The organism is Citrobacter sp. Cpo061 (assembly GCF_030332845.1).
GTDB lineage: Bacteria > Pseudomonadota > Gammaproteobacteria > Enterobacterales > Enterobacteriaceae > Citrobacter > Citrobacter portucalensis.
Genome location: NZ_JAOWHB010000053.1, coordinates 197,777 through 215,133, shown reverse-complemented (window position 1 = coordinate 215,133; position 17,357 = coordinate 197,777). Strand labels below are relative to the sequence as shown.

The 17,357-nt window shown below is 53.7% G+C and carries 14 protein-coding genes; 13 read left to right on the top strand and 1 reads right to left on the bottom strand.

All coding sequences use genetic code 11. From position 1 onward, the window contains the following. Positions 1-531: 531 nt before the first annotated feature. From pgaA to OGX97_RS19610, 6 genes are all read left to right on the top strand, one after another. Complete coding sequence (pgaA, locus tag OGX97_RS19635; RefSeq protein ID WP_286592715.1) at positions 532-2,994, top strand: poly-beta-1,6 N-acetyl-D-glucosamine export porin PgaA; 2,463 nt, start codon at positions 532-534, stop codon at positions 2,992-2,994. A gap of 9 nt (positions 2,995-3,003) precedes the next feature. After that, positions 3,004-5,025 (top strand): poly-beta-1,6-N-acetyl-D-glucosamine N-deacetylase PgaB, encoded by a 2,022-nt coding sequence (gene pgaB, locus OGX97_RS19630; RefSeq protein WP_048215612.1) that lies wholly within the window; start codon positions 3,004-3,006, stop codon positions 5,023-5,025. Next, entirely contained in the window at positions 5,022-6,356 is a 1,335-nt protein-coding gene (gene pgaC, locus OGX97_RS19625) for a poly-beta-1,6-N-acetyl-D-glucosamine synthase (RefSeq protein WP_048236716.1), read from the top strand. Before pgaB ends, pgaC begins: the two co-directional genes overlap by 4 nt. Then, positions 6,353-6,859, top strand: a complete 507-nt coding sequence (pgaD, locus tag OGX97_RS19620) for a poly-beta-1,6-N-acetyl-D-glucosamine biosynthesis protein PgaD (protein ID WP_235126856.1) — start codon at positions 6,353-6,355, stop codon at positions 6,857-6,859. The genes pgaC and pgaD overlap by 4 nt, the downstream gene beginning before the upstream one ends. 82 nt (positions 6,860-6,941) lie before the next feature. After that, positions 6,942-7,172 (top strand): 4Fe-4S mono-cluster protein YjdI, encoded by a 231-nt coding sequence (gene yjdI, locus OGX97_RS19615; RefSeq protein ID WP_003825544.1) that lies wholly within the window; start codon positions 6,942-6,944, stop codon positions 7,170-7,172. A gap of 11 nt (positions 7,173-7,183) precedes the next feature. Then, complete coding sequence (locus OGX97_RS19610) at positions 7,184-7,456, top strand: GNAT family N-acetyltransferase (protein WP_003033869.1); 273 nt, start codon at positions 7,184-7,186, stop codon at positions 7,454-7,456. Positions 7,457-7,498: 42 nt separating this feature from the next. Here the strand turns inward: OGX97_RS19610 and OGX97_RS19605 are convergent, their stop codons facing one another. Beyond that, positions 7,499-8,428 (bottom strand): LysR substrate-binding domain-containing protein, encoded by a 930-nt coding sequence (locus OGX97_RS19605; RefSeq protein ID WP_003825551.1) that lies wholly within the window; start codon positions 8,426-8,428, stop codon positions 7,499-7,501. A 390-nt stretch (positions 8,429-8,818) separates the two neighbouring features. Here OGX97_RS19605 and OGX97_RS19600 point away from each other — a divergent pair, with 390 nt between their 5' ends. The 7 genes from OGX97_RS19600 (at position 8,819) to OGX97_RS19570 (ending at position 17,322) form a co-directional block, all read left to right on the top strand. Beyond that, positions 8,819-9,424: an ankyrin repeat domain-containing protein gene (locus tag OGX97_RS19600; RefSeq protein ID WP_008785731.1), complete on the top strand. Its 606-nt coding sequence runs from the start codon at positions 8,819-8,821 to the stop codon at positions 9,422-9,424. A gap of 126 nt (positions 9,425-9,550) precedes the next feature. Further along, entirely contained in the window at positions 9,551-10,339 is a 789-nt protein-coding gene (locus OGX97_RS19595; RefSeq protein WP_218658957.1) for a DUF2877 domain-containing protein, read from the top strand. Then, complete coding sequence (gene fdrA, locus OGX97_RS19590) at positions 10,317-11,864, top strand: acyl-CoA synthetase FdrA (protein WP_125363283.1); 1,548 nt, start codon at positions 10,317-10,319, stop codon at positions 11,862-11,864. Before OGX97_RS19595 ends, fdrA begins: the two co-directional genes overlap by 23 nt. After that, the gene (locus tag OGX97_RS19585) at positions 11,864-13,282 is read left to right on the top strand and encodes a DUF1116 domain-containing protein (RefSeq protein WP_008785728.1); all 1,419 of its coding nucleotides are present in this window, start codon (positions 11,864-11,866) and stop codon (positions 13,280-13,282) included. Before fdrA ends, OGX97_RS19585 begins: the two co-directional genes overlap by 1 nt. Before the next feature lie 117 nt (positions 13,283-13,399). Continuing rightward, the gene (locus OGX97_RS19580) at positions 13,400-14,950 is read left to right on the top strand and encodes a hypothetical protein (RefSeq protein WP_003825560.1); all 1,551 of its coding nucleotides are present in this window, start codon (positions 13,400-13,402) and stop codon (positions 14,948-14,950) included. 26 nt (positions 14,951-14,976) lie between these two features. Then, positions 14,977-15,927 carry a carbamate kinase family protein gene (locus tag OGX97_RS19575; RefSeq protein ID WP_218658959.1) on the top strand — a complete coding sequence of 317 codons (951 nt, stop codon included), beginning with the start codon at positions 14,977-14,979 and terminating at the stop codon, positions 15,925-15,927. 12 nt (positions 15,928-15,939) lie between these two features. Then, a complete protein-coding gene (locus OGX97_RS19570) occupies positions 15,940-17,322 on the top strand; it encodes an amidohydrolase family protein (RefSeq protein WP_257119573.1) in 1,383 nt (460 codons plus the stop codon). Positions 17,323-17,357: the final 35 nt, after the last annotated feature.

Sequence of the window (17,357 nt, the reverse complement as noted above, 5' to 3'; positions counted from 1 at the left end):
ATTGTTACTGTATCTAATTCTTCTTGCGCCTGTACCCTTATTTTCATTTCATTGGCCCTGTTTGAGCCCTAAAAATTAAGTTATATTTTGTTGTTAGCAGAGAGCCTATTATCAGATTTTTCTCTATTCACCTCTCAAAATAGTTACCATGCAAACAGTTGCGCGGTGTAGCTATGCTAACCAGCAATAGTAAGCATCGTCACATGATGTCACCGGGCAAACTTTGTTTAAATCCAGAATTCAATCCCAAGAGTATTAGGATTATTTAGTCTAAAATACTTTTTTGCCTAAGACTTTTCTTATTGCGTAGCCACGAACTACATGGAGTGATAAAATTCCCGAGTTTATGCCTCCTGTCCAACGATTAGAGGACGCGGTGCGGGTAGTCAATAAGACGAAAGAATTAATTGCTTCATAACCCTATTACGAAATAAGCGGCAGTGCATCTTACATGGTCGGCAACTGTCAGGGATTGACCGTAACTTATTGAAAACGCTTATTTTTACTCTGATGTAAGATATAAGGGCAGATATGTTCAGTATGCGTCGACATGCCAACTTCATTAAACGTTTTAAGTCTGTAAGCTGTTTATTTACGGCAAGCATTCTTTTCCCTATGCAAATCTCTGCTGCGGTATCAGATTATGATGCTTTGGTTATTGAAGCGCGGGGGGGGAATAGTGCGCCACTATTGCGCTACCTTGAGGATCAGGGAAAGAAAAGTGCGCTAACGCCAAATCAGGTTGCCGACTGGCTGCAAGTTTCTGGTTGGGTTGAGAACAACGATAAAACAACCATTCAAATCTGGCAGCGGTATCGTGGGCAGATGGATGTGCCTGCGCGCGGCAAAGTCGCCGCTGCACGTGCGTACCGTAACCAGAAAAACTGGAATGATTCATTGGCGGTGTGGGAAAGCGTTTTACAGGAAGAGCCTGATAACGTGGATGTACGCACCGGCTGGATAATGACGTTGGCGGATGCGCGCTACAACCAACAAGCCCTTACTGAAGCGAATAAATGGGCGCAGGCGCATCCGGGCGCAGACTCCGACGCACTGCTTGCCTACGTATATCATTCTCAGGGGAAAAACTGGGATGCACTGTTGGTTGCCAGCCAGGCGGATGATGTTGATCCAGGCAACAAAAATGCAAAATCCACGCTGCTATCTGCGCTGTCGGCGAACCGCGTTTCCGGACCCGCTTTAAATATGGCGGAGGTCGTTCCCACGGCTGATCCAGTGAAGCGCCGTCTTGAGCTTGATGCGGCGGCTGAAATGGTACGCTCCTCCTATACGTCCGCACGTAATGAAGAAGAACGGTTTATCGTGGCCGATAAAGCGCTGGCCCGTTATGACCTGTTGCTGGCGGCCTGGAAAGATGAGCCGTCTGCGCAGAATGATGTCCGTCGGGCGAGAATTGACCGTATGGGTGCCCTGTTGGTGCGTAAGCGTACTGCCGAAGTGATTGATGAGTATGAATCCCTTTCTGCAAGCGGCGAAGTACCAAACTATGCAAAACGCTGGGTGGCATCAGCATGGTTAAGCGAACGCCAGCCGGAAAAAACCGAAGCGATGCTGGCGAGCATCTACTACCCGAATGGACCTATCCCGGTGACGCCGCTCAGTCCTGAGGATCAACAAGATCTGTTCTACGCGCACATTGATAATGAAAACTTCGATGCTGCCAAAAAACAAGTCGATGATTTGATCAAAGAGAGTCCGTATCTGCAGCGTATCTATGGCTCGCCAACGCCGCAGCCTAACGATAACTGGCTGCTCGGACAGTCGCTACTGACGCAATATCATATCGCTGCCAATGAACTGCCAGAGGCAGAAAAGCTCGCAGAGCATCTGGCACGAACAGGCTCTGGTAACCAGGGATTGCGCATTTCCTATGCCTCTGTGCTTGAAGCGCGTGGATTGCCGCATGCGGCGGAGAAAGAGCTTAAGCTGGCGGAAGTCATTGAACCAAGCAACCTGGAGCTGGAACGTCAGCAGGCTTACGTTGCACTGGATCTTCAGGAGTGGAAACAGGCAGATGAACTGACGGATGACGTTATTGCCCGTAGCCCGGATGATGAAGCGACGCTGCGCCTCGCGCGTATTCGTGATGTCCACAAAATGTCGGAAGTGCGTATTAGCGGAACGCAGGGGATCTCGTCCGATAGCCCGGTCAGCGGTAAGAATGACTTCAACATCAACACGGCTATTTACAGTCCGCCGATTAATGACAACTGGCGACTGTTTACCGGATTCAACTTTGCTACTGGTGAATTTGAGGAAGGGAAGGGCATCAGCCGCGATCTGGCGGCGGGGGCAGAATGGACTTCCCGTGATTACTGGGCGGAAATGGAAGTGTCTGGCCGAAATTATGGCGATGGTCAGAAGATTGGCGGGCGTCTATCCGGCTGGCATGACTTCAATGACAACTGGCGCGTTGGTGGTTCGGCCGAGCGCCTCTCTCGCAATACCCCGTTGCGCGCGCTGCGTAGTGGCGTGTATGCCAACGGCGGCGATATGTTTGTTCGCTGGTATCAAAACGAACGACGTGAATATCAACTGTCGTTTGCCGCATCACATTTCTCGGACGGTAACGATCGCATCGAATACGGACTCAGCGGAAAAGAGCGCATGTGGACCACGCCGCGCTTCACGCTGGACTTTACACCGGGTATCGGCGGGAGCACCAACACCAAAGAAAATGTTCCGTATTACAACCCGAAGAGTGATTTTTCGGTTGTCCCTAGCCTGAGCGCAGAGCAGGTTCTTTACCGCCACTATGATACCGTCTGGACACAGCAAGGTCTGGCTGGCGTAGGTGGCTACTGGCAGCAAGGTGAAGATGCAGGCGCTATCGTCCAGGTGGGATACGGACAACGGCTTAAATGGAACAACGTCGTAGATGGCGGGGTGATGCTGATTTGGGATAAACGCCCCTATGACGGTAAACGTGAGCGGAATATCTCCCTCGCTTTCGATTTAAATGTCAGGTTTTAAGGATTGTTCATGCTGAAAAGATGCCTGTGGCTTAGCGCATTAATCGCTGGCTGGTTGATGATTACCGCGTGCAGCAGCGCGCACAATACAACGCCTCGCTATGTTCCTCCCGCAGAGAGAACACCGCTGACGGCGGATCATCCGTGGCCGAAAAATAGCTTTCTGGTGCTCGGCTACCATGATGTGGAGGATGGTGCAGCCGACCAGCGCTACCTCTCTGTGCGTACCAGCGCGTTGAGCGACCAAATGGCCTGGCTGCGTGATAATGGCTATCAGCCGATCAGCGTGCAGCAAATTCTGGACGCCCATGACGGTAAAATTGTACTGCCGGAAAAAGCGGTACTGCTCACCTTTGACGATGGATATAGCAGTTTTTATACCCGCGTCTGGCCGCTACTGAAAGCCTACAACTGGCCTGCGCTCTGGGCGCCAGTAGGCAGTTGGGTTGATGCGCCAGCCAACAAAAAAGTCGATTTTGGTGGCTTAATGACCGCGCGAGACAAATTCGCCACCTGGAAAATGGTCGAAGAAATGGGCAAGTCGCCGTTGGTGGAAGTCGGTGCGCACACCTGGAACTCGCACTTTGGCGCTGAGGCCAACCCGCAGGGGAGTAAAGAGCCCGCTGTGGCGAACCGCCTGTATGATAAGAAAACCGGCACTTACGAAACGGACGAACAGTACACGCGACGTATAAACACGGATATCTCTCTGATCACTAACAAGATCAAAGCGGTGACCGGCAAATCGCCGCGCGCGTGGGTATGGCCTTACGGCGCAGCCAACGGTACAACGTTAAACCTGGCCAAAGAGCATGGCTATAAGATGGCCTTTACGCTTAATGAAGGGTTGGCGAATGCCGCGTTTCTCGATGATATTCCGCGCGTGCTGATTTCTGATAACCCATCCCTTAAGCGCTTTGCCAGTCAGGTCGCTCAGGTCCGTGAACCACAGACGATGCGCGTGATGCATGTCGATCTGGATTACGTGTATGACAAAGACCCTGCTCAGCAGAAGCGAAATATCGATAAGCTGATCCAGCGCGTTTATGACATGCGTATTTCTCATGTCTTCCTGCAGGCGTACGCCGATCCGCAGGGCGACGGGAATATTCGCGAACTCTATTTCCCTAACCGTTGGCTGCCGATGCGTGCCGATCTCTTTAACTATATCTCCTGGCAGTTACAAACGCGGGCCGGGGTGACGGTGTATGCCTGGATGCCGGTTCTGGCTTTCGATCTCGACGCGTCCATTCCACGCGTAACCGCATGGGATCCGAAAACGGGACGCACTGCTATCAATCATGAGAACTATGTTCGTCTCTCGCCCTGGGACAGCGAAGCGCGCAAACGCATCACTGAAATCTATGAAGACCTGGCGAAGCACGCCAGCTTCAAAGGTATTTTGTTCCATGACGATGCTTTCCTGACGGATTTTGAAGATGCGTCACCGGAGGCGTTAGCCGCCTACCGTGCCGCAGGGCTTCCGGGCAGTATCGAGCAAATACGTAATAATCCTCAGGCGTTCGAGCGCTGGACTCGCCTGAAAAGTAAGATGCTGATTGACTTCACCAAACAACTGACCCGGACGGTGCGTAATATTCGCGGTCCACAGGTGCAAACCGCGCGCAATATTTACGCCATGCCGGTACTGGAGCCTGAAAGTGAAGCCTGGTTTGCACAAAACCTGAATGATTTCCTCAATACCTATGACTGGACGGCGCCGATGGCGATGCCATTCATGGAACAGATCCCGGCCAATGATGCCAACGCATGGCTTGACCGACTGGTGAATGCCGTTGCACAAACCCCTGGGGCGCTGGATAAAACCGTGTTTGAACTGCAGGCACGAGACTGGCGTAAATCCGGGGATCAGGCTGAAATCAGCGGAAAACAAATAGCCGAATGGATGCGCCAGCTGAAATTAAGCGGTGCAGGTAACTACGGCTATTACCCGGATGATTTCATCAGCGACAAACCTGAGATGTCAGAGATTCGCTCGACGTTCTCCTCATACTGGTATCCGCAAAAATGACCGATCGCATTATTGCTTTCCTGATACTTTGCCTGATGTTCAGCCTGCCGTTTGGTGTGGCTGTCATCTTTACAGGTGAAGTGATGTTGAACTTCGTCTTCTTCTGGCCTTTATTCATGTCTGGCTTATGGATAAGCGGCGGGGTCTATTTCTGGTTTTACCGTGAACGTCACTGGAAATGGGGAGATGACACTCCACCACCGACATTGCAGGGGAATCCACTGGTTTCCATTCTGATCCCCTGTTTTAACGAAGGGATCAATGCGCGTGAAACCATTGAGGCAGCACTGGCCCAGCGATATAAGAATATCGAAGTGATCGCCATCAACGATGGTTCGACGGATGACACTCACGACGTGCTGGAACAACTGGCAGTGGAATACCCCAGCCTGCGGGTGATTCATCTGGCTGAAAACCAGGGCAAAGCGCTGGCGCTCAAGACCGGTGCGGCCGCGGCGCGCAGCGATTATCTGGTGTGTATTGATGGCGATGCGTTACTGGAACGCGATGCCGTCGCTTATATGGTGGCTCCGCTGATCCAGTTCCCGCGCGTTGGTGCAGTGACGGGGAACCCGCGAATTCGAACCCGCTCTACGTTAATCGGTCGTGTGCAGGTCGGTGAGTTCACTTCCATTATCGGCTTGATTAAGCGTACTCAGCGAGTCTATGGGCAGATCTTTAGTGTCTCAGGTGTGGTTGCGGCGTTTCGTCGTCGCGCGCTGGCCGAGGTCGGTTACTGGAGCCCGGACATGATCACCGAAGATATCGATATCAGTTGGAAGCTGCAATTGCGCCACTGGTCGGTATTCTTTGAGCCGCGCGCACTGTGCTGGATCCTGATGCCTGAAACCTTAAGAGGGCTGTGGAAGCAGCGTTTGCGCTGGGCGCAGGGTGGTGCAGAGGTGTTTATCGTTAACATGCGTCGTCTGTGGTCGTGGGAGTTCCGCCGCATGTGGCCGCTGTTTCTTGAGTTCTGTTTTTCTACCGCCTGGGCATTTGCCTATGCGATCAGTATCGTGCTGTTCCTGTTAGGGCTGATGATCCCGATGCCGGACTCGCTGTATGTACAGCATCTGTTCCCACCAGCCTTTACCGGGCTTATCCTCGGCGTGGTGTGCTTGCTGCAGTTTGCGGTGAGCCTGATGATTGAACGACGCTATGAAAAAAATATTGGCGCTTCATTGTTCTGGATTATCTGGTTCCCGGTGGTGTACTGGATGCTAAGCCTGTTCACCACGCTGGTGTCATTCCCGAAAGTGATGCTCAAACGCAAACGTGGCAGAGCGCGTTGGGTGAGTCCTGATCGCGGTATTGGGAGGATCGAATCATGAACCAGCCACTGATCTTCACGGAGCGGCGTTTGCTGCCGCGCATCATCGATGTGTTGTTGACGGCCATCGCATGGGTTGGATTTATCTATTTAATCTATAAAGGGCTGATCACAGCCCTGGCGCATTCACCGTATATGGGGGTGCGACCCTTTTTCACCACGCTGGATACGGTCACGTTTTATATCCTTGTCGCCCTGGTCAACGGACTGGTGCTGATTGGCTGGGCGAAGTACAACCAGTTTCGTTTTCGGGTCGAACGCCGCAGTCGCAGACCCGGGCTTGAAGACCATGAGCTGGCAGAAAGTTTGCGTATTACCCGGGAGCTGGTTACGGAACTGAACAAGGCGAGGGTGCTGACGGTCCACCATCATGAGAATGGCGAAATCAGTCATATCGATGTGGACAGGGATATTGCCGATAACCGCCTCCCGCCGCCGACGCCTGCGATGCTGGAGTATTTGCCGCCAGAGCCGCAGCCGTCGATACTGAAAAAGCCTGAATGATATTTCTGCTTTCAGCCGCTTCCTTCAGCCTCGCATAGGTCTATGATTAGACCCAGACAATAAAAAAATGCGAGGCAATGTCGTGGATAAGGAACTACTGGATGCAGGTTACCGGGCCTATACCGGCGAGAAGATTGACGTCTACTTCAACACGGCGATGTGTCAGCATTCGGGCAATTGCGTGCGGGGAAGCGCGAAGCTGTTTAACCTGAAACGTAAACCGTGGATTATTCCGGATGAAGTGGACGTTGCCACGGTCATCAAGGTCATCGATACCTGTCCGAGCGGTGCGCTGAAATATCGCCAAAAATGAGTGAGGGAAGCATGGAAATTCTTGCAGGCCATAACAAGTTTTATGTCAATGATGCTGAGGGCAACCAGGTTGCCGAGATTGTTTTCGTGCCGACGGGCGAGCATCTGAGCATCATTGAACATACCGATGTCGATCCCAGTCTGAAAGGTCAGGGCGTCGGCAAACAGCTGGTGGCGAAAGTGGTAGAGAAGATGCGCGCTGAAAACCGCAAAGTTATTCCGCTGTGCCCGTTTGCCAAACATGAATTTGATAAAACCCGCGAGTACGACGATATCCGCGCCTGATTATCTAATATGCACCGGAAGGTATAACAGCCATCCGGTGCATCACGCCCGATGCAGTAAATCCTGATAAATCCCCGTCAGTATCCCTTGCGGGCCAAACTCTTTTTTAATCCACTGAGTGACACGACCGGTTGCCGAATGCTGGGTTGCCAACAGCATTCGTGAATCCTGACGCGGGTTGTGGATCTGCCGTGTCACCAGCAACGACTTTTCCATCGCCTCGCGCACCATATAGTCTGGCAGAAAACCGATGCCCTCCCCCAGGATCTGGCACTGGCACTTGGTATTAAAATCGGGAACCAGAATCGACTCCTGTCCGTGTAACAGCCAGCCGACCTTCTTATTGATGGTATGTGCGGTGTCTTCCACCATGATGTTCGGGTACAGGCGCAGTTGGCTCTCAGAAATGGGTTCAGGCATAAACGCCAGCGGATGATCCGGGGCAATAGCGAACGACCAACGGATCGCGCCGATCTCGGTGTAATCAATTCCGCCGCCGTCCAGTAATGTATCGGGCGCGCCAATCGCGATATTGGCCAGGTTATTGATGATCGAATCCCAGACGCCGTTATACACCTCTGTAGTGACGGTTATCTGGCAGGTTGGAAACTGTTTCTTGAGTACCTGCAGCAGCCGCGCCGTATGTTGAGGGGTATACAACAGCTGGTTAATGCAGATGCGCACCCGAGCCTCAATTCCCTGAGCGATGGTATCAATGCTGCGCTTGATTGCGTGGAAATCGTTGAGCAGGTCGGTCGCCTTACGAAACAGATAGCGTCCGGACTCGGTCAGCTCAATGCTGCGAGTACTGCGGGTAAACAGCACCACGTCGAGACCCATTTCCATGCGCTTAATGGTGTAACTAATTGCCGATGTGGTTAAGCCAAGCTCCTCCGCTGCCTTGCTGAAACTGCTATAGCGGGCAGCCATCGTAAATGCCAGTAGGTTTTCCTCGGTAAATATTGAATTCATCTTTCTCCCCTCCGGCGACAATGCGCATCCGCAACACGATGATTGTTGAATGTATTTGTAATCCTTATACAGAGCAATCAGTTTTGAACAGAATTTAACACTAGTTTTACATTTGATTTGAAGGCAATCACACTTCTGTATTTTAATTGCAGGCCGCTATCCGTGCAGCATACCGCCTGATTTTCCGGACTACTGATTAGTGGCTAAAAGGGCCCCAGCCATAAGGGAAAGATTGCACTACAGCACGTTTTGCTCTCATTGTTAAAATTGATTCAATAATCGATGCGCTAACGATGAATGAAATTTAAGCGGATGTTATTCTCTGCACTCTATTGCTATTCTCAGGTTATCGGATATTTAAAAAGTCTAAAAAACTGCAGGGGAGCGATTATGTCAGAGAAAGAACTCATTACTGAATTTCTGCTGGCGGCAGAGCAGGGCAATGCCGATGGATTAAAATCCTGTCTGGCAAAAAATGTGGATATTAACGCCACCAACCGCCAGGGGCGTACTGCCATTATTATTGCCAGCCTGAATAAACATTATGACTGTGTTTCTTTATTGATTGCTGCGGGTGCCGATATTAATAAACAAGATCAAACTTGTTTTAACCCCTTCCTGATTAGCTGCCTGACTAATGATTTAACGCTGTTGCGTACGGTATTACCGGCTGACCCTGACCTCAATTGCCTGAGCCGTTTTGGCGGCGTTGGTATTACACCTGCCAGCGAAAAAGGTCATGTCGAGATCGTGCGCGAACTACTGCTGCGTACCGATATCAATGTCAACCATACTAATTTTGTTGGCTGGACGCCGCTCCTGGAAGCCATCGTGCTAAATGACGGCGGTGCGAAGCAGCAGGAGATCGTTAAGCTGCTGCTCGACCATGGCGCAAACCCGCACATGACGGATAAATACGGTAAAACCCCGCTGGAACTGGCGCGAGAGAAAGGGTACCACGAAATTGCCGAGCTGCTGATTGCGGCCGGAGCCTGACACAGGAGCGCCATTATCGCTACGCCATCACGGCGATGCGTACGGGCGCTAACCGCAGACAGCGCGTTTCTCACTTTCCGGGGAACGGGACGGGTTGAACAGGTTTTTTCCCACGCGGTAAACCTGTTGATACCCGAACAGCAGCGGCTGCTGACGTTACTGAGTGAAGATTGTGATAACGCACCTAACAGCTGTCGGTTGGCGCTGACGCATTGTGAAGACCTGTTTCACCCCGGTGAGCGGGTCAATTTTAGCGGGTCGGGAATAGTTGTTGGCAATGATAAATGGATAGAAACCGCCGGTTGCCAGCTGTGGCGAATACCACGGTGGACATCTGATGCAGCAAGCCTTGCCGCAGTCGGCTGGCAGCACTGGGAAGAGGTTATCCGCCAACAGCTAACAAGCGACGACACATTATTTCTGTACCGGGGTGACAATCCGTTTTATCAGGAAATCACCCGTCAATTACTCAACCGCCGACAAACATTACTGACGGCGTTGCGTACAGGAGAAAATATTACTACGGCGGTCAGCCATTTAATTGGTTTGGGGATAGGGCTGACGCCCTCATCGGATGATTATTTAGTAGGCTTAAGCACTATTTTATTTATTCTCGGACATCCGCTGAGGAAATATCGAGATGATTTTTTAGCAGCATTGCAACGTGCAGGAAATAATACAACGCTACTTAGCAAAATAACGCTAGAGGAAGCATTTAATCAGCGTTATCGGGAAAGCATCGGACGGCTGCTGAACCAATTTATTACTGAGCAACAACTCGTTTCTACGCAATATATTACTGACATTAAAAATATCGGTTCAAGTTCTGGCTGCGACATGCTGTATGGCATGGCGGATGCCTGCGCCCTGAGCCACAGGTCCGGAGGGAATTATGTCGATCAGGATAGTTGTTAAAAAGAACACGTATTTTGATTCTGTCTCACTGATGTCTATCTCCACGCGCGCAAATAAGCTCGATGGCGTTGAGCAGGCGTTTGTGGCTATGGCGACAGAGATGAATAAGGGCGTACTGAAGAATCTCGGCCTGCTGACGCCTGAGCTGGAAGAGGCGAAAAGTGGCGATCTGATGATTGTCATTAAAGGCGCCAGCGAGGCGGCGAACGACCAAACGCTGGTGGCGATTGACGATCTGTTTACGCATAAAGAGCAGGGTGGCCAGCATGAAGCGCGCTATGCCACGCTTGCCAGCGCGAAGAAGCATGTTCCTGAGAGCAATCTGGCGGTGATCTCAGTCAATGGCCTGTTTGCCGCGCGTGAAGCGCGCCAGGCGCTGCAAAATAACCTCAATGTGATGCTGTTCTCTGACAACGTCTCTCTTGAGGACGAGCTGGCGCTTAAGCAGCTGGCGCATGAAAAAGGACTGTTGATGATGGGGCCAGATTGCGGAACCGCCATCATTAACGGCGCGGCGCTGTGTTTTGGCAACGCGGTGCGTCGCGGCAACATCGGAATTATTGGTGCCTCCGGTACCGGCAGCCAGGAGCTGAGCGTACGCATTCACGAATTTGGCGGCGGAATTTCCCAGTTGATTGGCACAGGTGGACGCGATCTTAGCGAAAAGATTGGCGGCCTGATGATGCTTGACGCGATTGGCATGCTGGAGGCCGATCCGCAAACTGAGATCATCGCACTTATCTCCAAACCACCTGCGCCAGCGGTGGCGCGCAAGGTGCTGGAACGTGCGCGCGCCTGTCATAAGCCCGTGGTGGTGTGTTTCCTCGGACGTGAAGCCGCGCCTGCGGATGAAAAAGGCCTGCAGTTTGCCCGCGGTACTAAAGAGGCGGCGTTGAAAGCGGTACTGCTGACCGGCGTGAAAAAAGAGAGTCTGGATCTGCATCCGCTCAACTGGCCGCTGATTGAAGAGGTTCGCGCCCGTCTGACCCCACAGCAAAAGTACATCCGTGGCTTGTTCTGTGGCGGCACGTTGTGCGATGAGGCGATGTTTGCTGCCATGGAAAAACATGCCGAAGTTTACAGCAACATTCATCCGGATCCGGCGTTCCGCCTGAAAGATCTCAACCGCAGCGTGGCGCATACCTTCCTCGATTTCGGTGATGACGATTTTACCAATGGCAAACCGCACCCGATGATCGATCCCACCAACCGCATTAGTCGTCTGTTACAGGAAGCGCGCGATCCTGAAGTTGGCGTGATCGTGATGGACTTCGTCCTTGGATTTGGATCGCATGAAGATCCGGTTGGCGTGATGCTCGATGCGATCGTTGAAGCCAAAGCGATCGCCGTCGCAGACGGTCGTCCGCTTGAGATCCTCGGCTATGTGCTGGGAACCGATCTTGATACGCCGTCGCTGGAAAAACAGTGTCAGATGCTGACCGACGCCGGGGTTATCTGGGCGAGCAGTAGCACCAACACAGGATTGCTGGCGCGTGAATTTATCTGTAAAGGGGAGGAAGCCTGATGAGCCAGACACTGTTTAACCAGCCGCTGAACGTGATTAACGTTGGCATAGCAATGTTCAGCGATGACCTGAAAAAGCAGAACGTACCGGTGACTCAGCTCGACTGGACACCGCCGGGCCAGGGCAACATGCAGGTGGTAGCGGCACTGGATGATATTGCCGATTCACCGTTGGCAGACAAAATCGCGGCCGCTAACCAGCAGGCGCTGGAACGCATTATCCAGTCGCATCCGGTGCTGATTGGCTATGACCAGGCGATCAACGTCGTGCCGGGCATGACCCGTAACACCATCCTGCACGCCGGGCCGCCAATCCGCTGGGAAAAAATGTGCGGCGCAATGAAGGGGGCGGTAACCGGGGCGCTGGTCTTTGAAGGGCTGGCGAAAGATCTGGATGAAGCCGCCGAACTGGCCGCCTCGGGTGAAATCATCTTCTCTCCGTGCCACGAGCATGACTGTGTCGGCTCGATGGCGGGCGTGACATCGGCATCGATGTTTATGCACATCGTCGAGAACAAAACCTATGGCAACCGCGCATATACCAATATGAGCGAGCAGATGGCGAAGATCCTGCGTATGGGCGCGAACGATCAGAGCGTTATCGATCGTTTGAACTGGATGCGCGATGTGCTGGGACCGATGCTGCGCGACGCTATGAAGCTGGCGGGCGAAATCGATCTGCGCCTGATGTTGGCGCAGGCATTGCACATGGGTGATGAGTGCCATAACCGCAACAACGCCGGGACGGCGCTGCTGATTCAGGCGCTGACGCCGTGGATTATTCAGACCGGCTATCCGGTTGAGCAGCAACGTGAGGTGTTCGAGTTCGTCCTCAGTAGTGATTACTTCTCCGGACCGACCTGGATGGCGATGTGTAAAGCCGCAATGGACGCTGCACACGGTATTGAATACAGCACCGTGGTGACGACGATGGCGCGCAACGGCGTTGAGTTCGGTCTGCGCATTAGCGGCTTACCGGGCCAGTGGTTTACCGGTCCGGCGCAGCAGGTGATTGGACCGATGTTTGCGGGCTATAAGCCGGAAGATTCCGGACGTGATATCGGCGATAGCGCGATCACCGAAACCTACGGCATTGGCGGTTTCGCGATGGCGACGGCACCGGCCATCGTAGCGCTGGTGGGCGGTACGGTCGAAGAGGCCGTTGATTTCTCTCGCCAGATGCGAGAAATCACTCTCGGCGAAAACCCCAACGTCACCATTCCGCTGCTTGGTTTTATGGGCGTACCGACTGCTATTGATATTACGCGCGTAGGCAGCACCGGCATTCTGCCGGTGATCAACACCGCTATTGCGCACAAAGACGCGGGGATCGGCATGATCGGCGCCGGAATAGTTCACCCGCCGTTCGCCTGTTTTGAAAAGGCGATCCTCAACTGGCGCGACCGCTACTGCCAATAACAATAACCGGGGCTAACGCGGTTAGCCCCACAGTAGCGAAGCGAAAAACGTTGCTTACCTGCAGGGCTGGGCGATCTCCGAGATCGCAAATGATGCTTAACCTGTTAAGGATATTCCATGAACAGCATAAAACTAGAATGGAAACGTGGTGACTGGGCGGCTTACTTTGGGCTGATGACCAACAACCTGACTAACCTGCTGACAATGATGGGGCTGCTCATTTTTGTCGTCGGGATCCCTACTGAAATTGTCTACGGTCGTATTGCGCCTGCCTTTGGTCTGGCGGTGCTGGTGGCCAGTGTCTGCTACGCCTGGTTTGGCCTGCAGATGGCAAAGCACACCGGGCGTAACGACGTAACGGCGCTGCCGTCCGGACCGAGTGCACCGTCAATCTTCACCGTGACCTTCCTGGTGCTGATGCCGGTTTATCAGCAAACCAAAGATGCCAACTTCGCTATCCAGATAGCCCTGGTGTGGTGCTTTGTCGAAGCGTTGATCCTGGTCGGCGGCTCCTTCCTGGGCGAGACCATCCGCAAGATGATCCCGCGTACGGTACTGCTTTCTTGTCTGTCCGGCCTGGGGCTGTTGCTGCTGGCGATGAACCCGATGCTGCAGGCATTCGAAGCGCCGACGGTTTCTTTCATCGTCCTGTTGCTGATCTTCATTAACTGGTTCGGTAAGAAGCCGATTTTTGCCCGTATTCCTACCGGTTTACTGCTGCTGATTGCCGGTACGGCCCTGGCGTGGATCTCCGGTTTACAAAGCCCGGAAGCCATTAAAGCGTCGATGTCTTCCTTTGGCTTCAACCCGCCGGAAATTCATGTCGACAGCTTCTTGCAAGGTTTACCGCACGCACTGCCGTATCTGGCTTCTGCTGTTCCTCTGGGCCTGGCGAACTACATTTTTGACCTTGAGAACATTGAAAGTGCGCACGCGGCGGGGGATGAGTACAACACCCGTAAAGTCATGATGGCGAACGGCTTTGCCTCCATGCTCGGCTGCATGCTGGGTAACCCGTTCCCGGTGACCGTATATGTTGGGCATGCGGGCTGGAAAGCGATGGGCGCCAGCATCGGCTATACCCTCGCTTCAGGCATCACCATGTTCCTGGTGCCGCTGTTTGGGCTGGGCGCGTTTATGCTCGCCATTATTCCGATGACCGCGATAGTGCCGATTCTGGTGTTTATCGGCGTGGTGACCGCCAACCAGGTGGTGCGAGAAACGCCCAAAGTCGAGGTTCCCGTTATCTTCATCTGTCTGTTCCCGTGGATCGCCAACTGGGCATTGACCATCGTCAACAGCGTGATGGGTGCCGCCGGAACATCCGCGGGGAAACTGGGTAGTGACTTGCTGCACAGCAAAGGTGTCTATTACGACGGACTGGTGCATTTGGGAAGCGGCGCACCGCTGGCCAGCATGCTGTGGGGCTGCGTCGCTATCTTCGCCATTATGAACAAGCCGCTGCGCGGCGCGATTGCCGCAGCCTTTGGCGCACTGTTATCACTGTTTGGCGTGATCCACTCCCCGGCGGTTGGCTTTGCGGAAGGCAGCTCGATGATGTTTGTTGTGGCCTACCTGATGATGAGTGGCATGTTTGTCCTCAAGCATGTTCTTGATAGCCGTGAAGCGGTGACTGCGCCTGAGCAGGAACCGACGAAAACGACCTGAATTGCCTGCAAGCGGAAGATAACACTATGAAAGAACTTGTGGTCGTTGCCATTGGCGGCAACAGCATTATCAAAGATAACGCCAGCCAGTCGATTGAACACCAGGCTGAAGCGGTGAAAGCGGTAGCGGATACGGTGCTGGAGATGCTGGCATCGGACTACAACATTGTGCTGACGCACGGTAACGGGCCACAGGTAGGGCTGGATCTGCGGCGTGCGGAAATCGCGCACGAGCGTGAAGGGCTGCCGCTTACCCCGCTGGCAAACTGCGTTGCCGATACGCAGGGCGGTATCGGTTATCTGATCCAACAGGCGCTGAATAACCGTCTGGCGCGGCGCGGTGAGCAGAGGGCAGTTACGGTGGTCACGCAGGTGGAGGTCGACAAAAACGATCCGGGCTTCGCTAATCCGACCAAGCCCATTGGCGCGTTCTTTAGCGAAGCGCAGCGTGATGAACTGCAGCGGGTCAATCCGGGCTGGCGCTTTGTTGAGGATTCGGGGCGCGGCTACCGTCGGGTAGTCGCCTCTCCACAACCGAAGCGCATTGTCGAGGCGGAGGCGATCAAAACGCTGACCCAGCAAGGCTTTGTGGTTATTGGCGCGGGCGGCGGCGGGATCCCGGTGGTGCGTAGCGATCAAGGGGATTACCAGAGCGTGGACGCGGTGATTGATAAAGATCTCTCCACGGCGCTACTGGCGCAGGAGATCCGCGCCGACATTCTGGTCATCACCACCGGCGTCGAGCAGGTCTGTATTCATTTTGGCAAACCCAACCAGCAGGCGCTGGATACGGTGGATGTTGCAACGATGACCCGTTACATGCAGGAGGGTCATTTCCCGCCTGGCAGCATGTTACCCAAGATCGTTGCCAGCCTGGCGTTTCTGGAGCGTGGCGGTAAACGAGTAATCATCACCACGCCGGAATGCCTGCCTGCCGCACTGCGCGGCGAAACGGGCACCCATATTGTCCATTCCTGAGAGGAGACGTGAATGAAGGAAAGTAACAGCCGCCGTGAATTTTTAAGCCAGAGCGGAAAAATGGTGACCGCTGCCGCGCTGTTTGGCGCGGTCGCTCCGGTCGCGTATGCTGCTAATCCTGTCGGGAACACCTGCGGGTCGAAGAGCACAATGACGATTAACGATAAACACTATTACCTGGATAACGTCCTGCTGGAAGCGGGCTTTGATTACGAAAGCTCGGTGGTGGTGCACACCCGTACCGCGCTGCAAACCGTTGAAATCAAAGACGGAAAAATCGTTGCGCTGCGCGAGAATAAGCAGCATCCGGATGCGACGCTGCCTCACTATGATGCGGGTGGAAAGCTGATGCTGCCCGCCATGCGCGACATGCACATCCATCTGGATAAAACCTTTTACGGCGGTCCCTGGCGTTCGCTGAACCGTCCGGCTGGCACCACTATTCAGGATATGATCCGCCTGGAACAAAAGCTGCTGCCTGAACTCCAGCCTTATACGCAGGAGCGCGCAGAAAAGCTGATCGATCTGCTGCAGTCAAAAGGCACCTCGATCGCCCGCAGCCACTGCAACATAGAACCGGTTTCCGGGCTGAAAAATCTCGAAAACCTGCAGGCGGTACTGGCGCGTCGTCAACCGGGTTTTGCCTGTGAAATCGTGGCATTTCCGCAGCATGGCCTGCTGTTATCAAAATCTGAACCGCTGATGCGCGAAGCGATGCAGGCGGGAGCGCATTACGTCGGCGGTCTGGACCCAACCAGCGTCGATGGGGCGATGGAAAAATCCCTCGACACCATGTTCCAGATTGCGCTGGATTACGATAAAGGCGTAGATATCCATCTGCATGAAACCAGTCCGGCGGGTGTGGCGGCGGTGAATTACATGGTGGAAACGGTGGAGAAAACGCCGCAGCTAAAGGGCAAACTGACCATCAGCCACGCGTTTGCGCTGGCAACGCTGAACGAGCAGCAGGTTGACGCGCTGGCGACCCGTATGGCGGCGCAGCAGATTACAATTGCCTCGACGGTGCCGATTGGCACGCTGCATATGCCGCTCAAACAGCTGCGAGACAAAGGCGTGGAGGTGATTACCGGCACCGACAGCGTGATTGACCACTGGTCGCCGTACGGGCTGGGCGACATGCTGGAGAAGGCGAATCTGTACGCCCAGCTCTATATTCGCCCCAATGAGCTTAACCTGTCGCGTGCGCTGTTTCTTGCCACCGGCGATGTGCTGCCGCTAAACGATAAAGGTGAGCGCGTCTGGCCAAAAGCGCAGGATGAAGCCAGCTTTGTGCTGGTGGATGCCTCTTGTTCGGCAGAAGCGGTCGCGCGAATTTCCCCACGCACCGCGACCTTCCATAAAGGGCAACTGGTGTGGGGGAATGTCGCAAGCTAGCCTGGTTTTACGCGCAGCGGCAAGCGCTGCTGCGC

Bases quoted from the DNA above. Each gene is read 5' to 3' on its own strand.
- OGX97_RS19570 (WP_257119573.1), top strand. From the start codon at position 15,940: ATGAAGGAAAGTAACAGCCGCCGTGAATTTTTAAGCCAGAGCGGAAAA.
- OGX97_RS19575 (WP_218658959.1), top strand. From the start codon at position 14,977: ATGAAAGAACTTGTGGTCGTTGCCATTGGCGGCAACAGCATTATCAAA.
- fdrA (WP_125363283.1), top strand. From the start codon at position 10,317: ATGTCGATCAGGATAGTTGTTAAAAAGAACACGTATTTTGATTCTGTC.
- OGX97_RS19610 (WP_003033869.1), top strand. From the start codon at position 7,184: ATGGAAATTCTTGCAGGCCATAACAAGTTTTATGTCAATGATGCTGAG.
- pgaC (WP_048236716.1), top strand. From the start codon at position 5,022: ATGACCGATCGCATTATTGCTTTCCTGATACTTTGCCTGATGTTCAGC.
- OGX97_RS19605 (WP_003825551.1), bottom strand. From the start codon at position 8,428: ATGAATTCAATATTTACCGAGGAAAACCTACTGGCATTTACGATGGCT.
- OGX97_RS19600 (WP_008785731.1), top strand. From the start codon at position 8,819: ATGTCAGAGAAAGAACTCATTACTGAATTTCTGCTGGCGGCAGAGCAG.
- pgaA (WP_286592715.1), top strand. From the start codon at position 532: ATGTTCAGTATGCGTCGACATGCCAACTTCATTAAACGTTTTAAGTCT.
- pgaB (WP_048215612.1), top strand. From the start codon at position 3,004: ATGCTGAAAAGATGCCTGTGGCTTAGCGCATTAATCGCTGGCTGGTTG.
- pgaD (WP_235126856.1), top strand. From the start codon at position 6,353: ATGAACCAGCCACTGATCTTCACGGAGCGGCGTTTGCTGCCGCGCATC.
- OGX97_RS19585 (WP_008785728.1), top strand. From the start codon at position 11,864: ATGAGCCAGACACTGTTTAACCAGCCGCTGAACGTGATTAACGTTGGC.
- OGX97_RS19580 (WP_003825560.1), top strand. From the start codon at position 13,400: ATGAACAGCATAAAACTAGAATGGAAACGTGGTGACTGGGCGGCTTAC.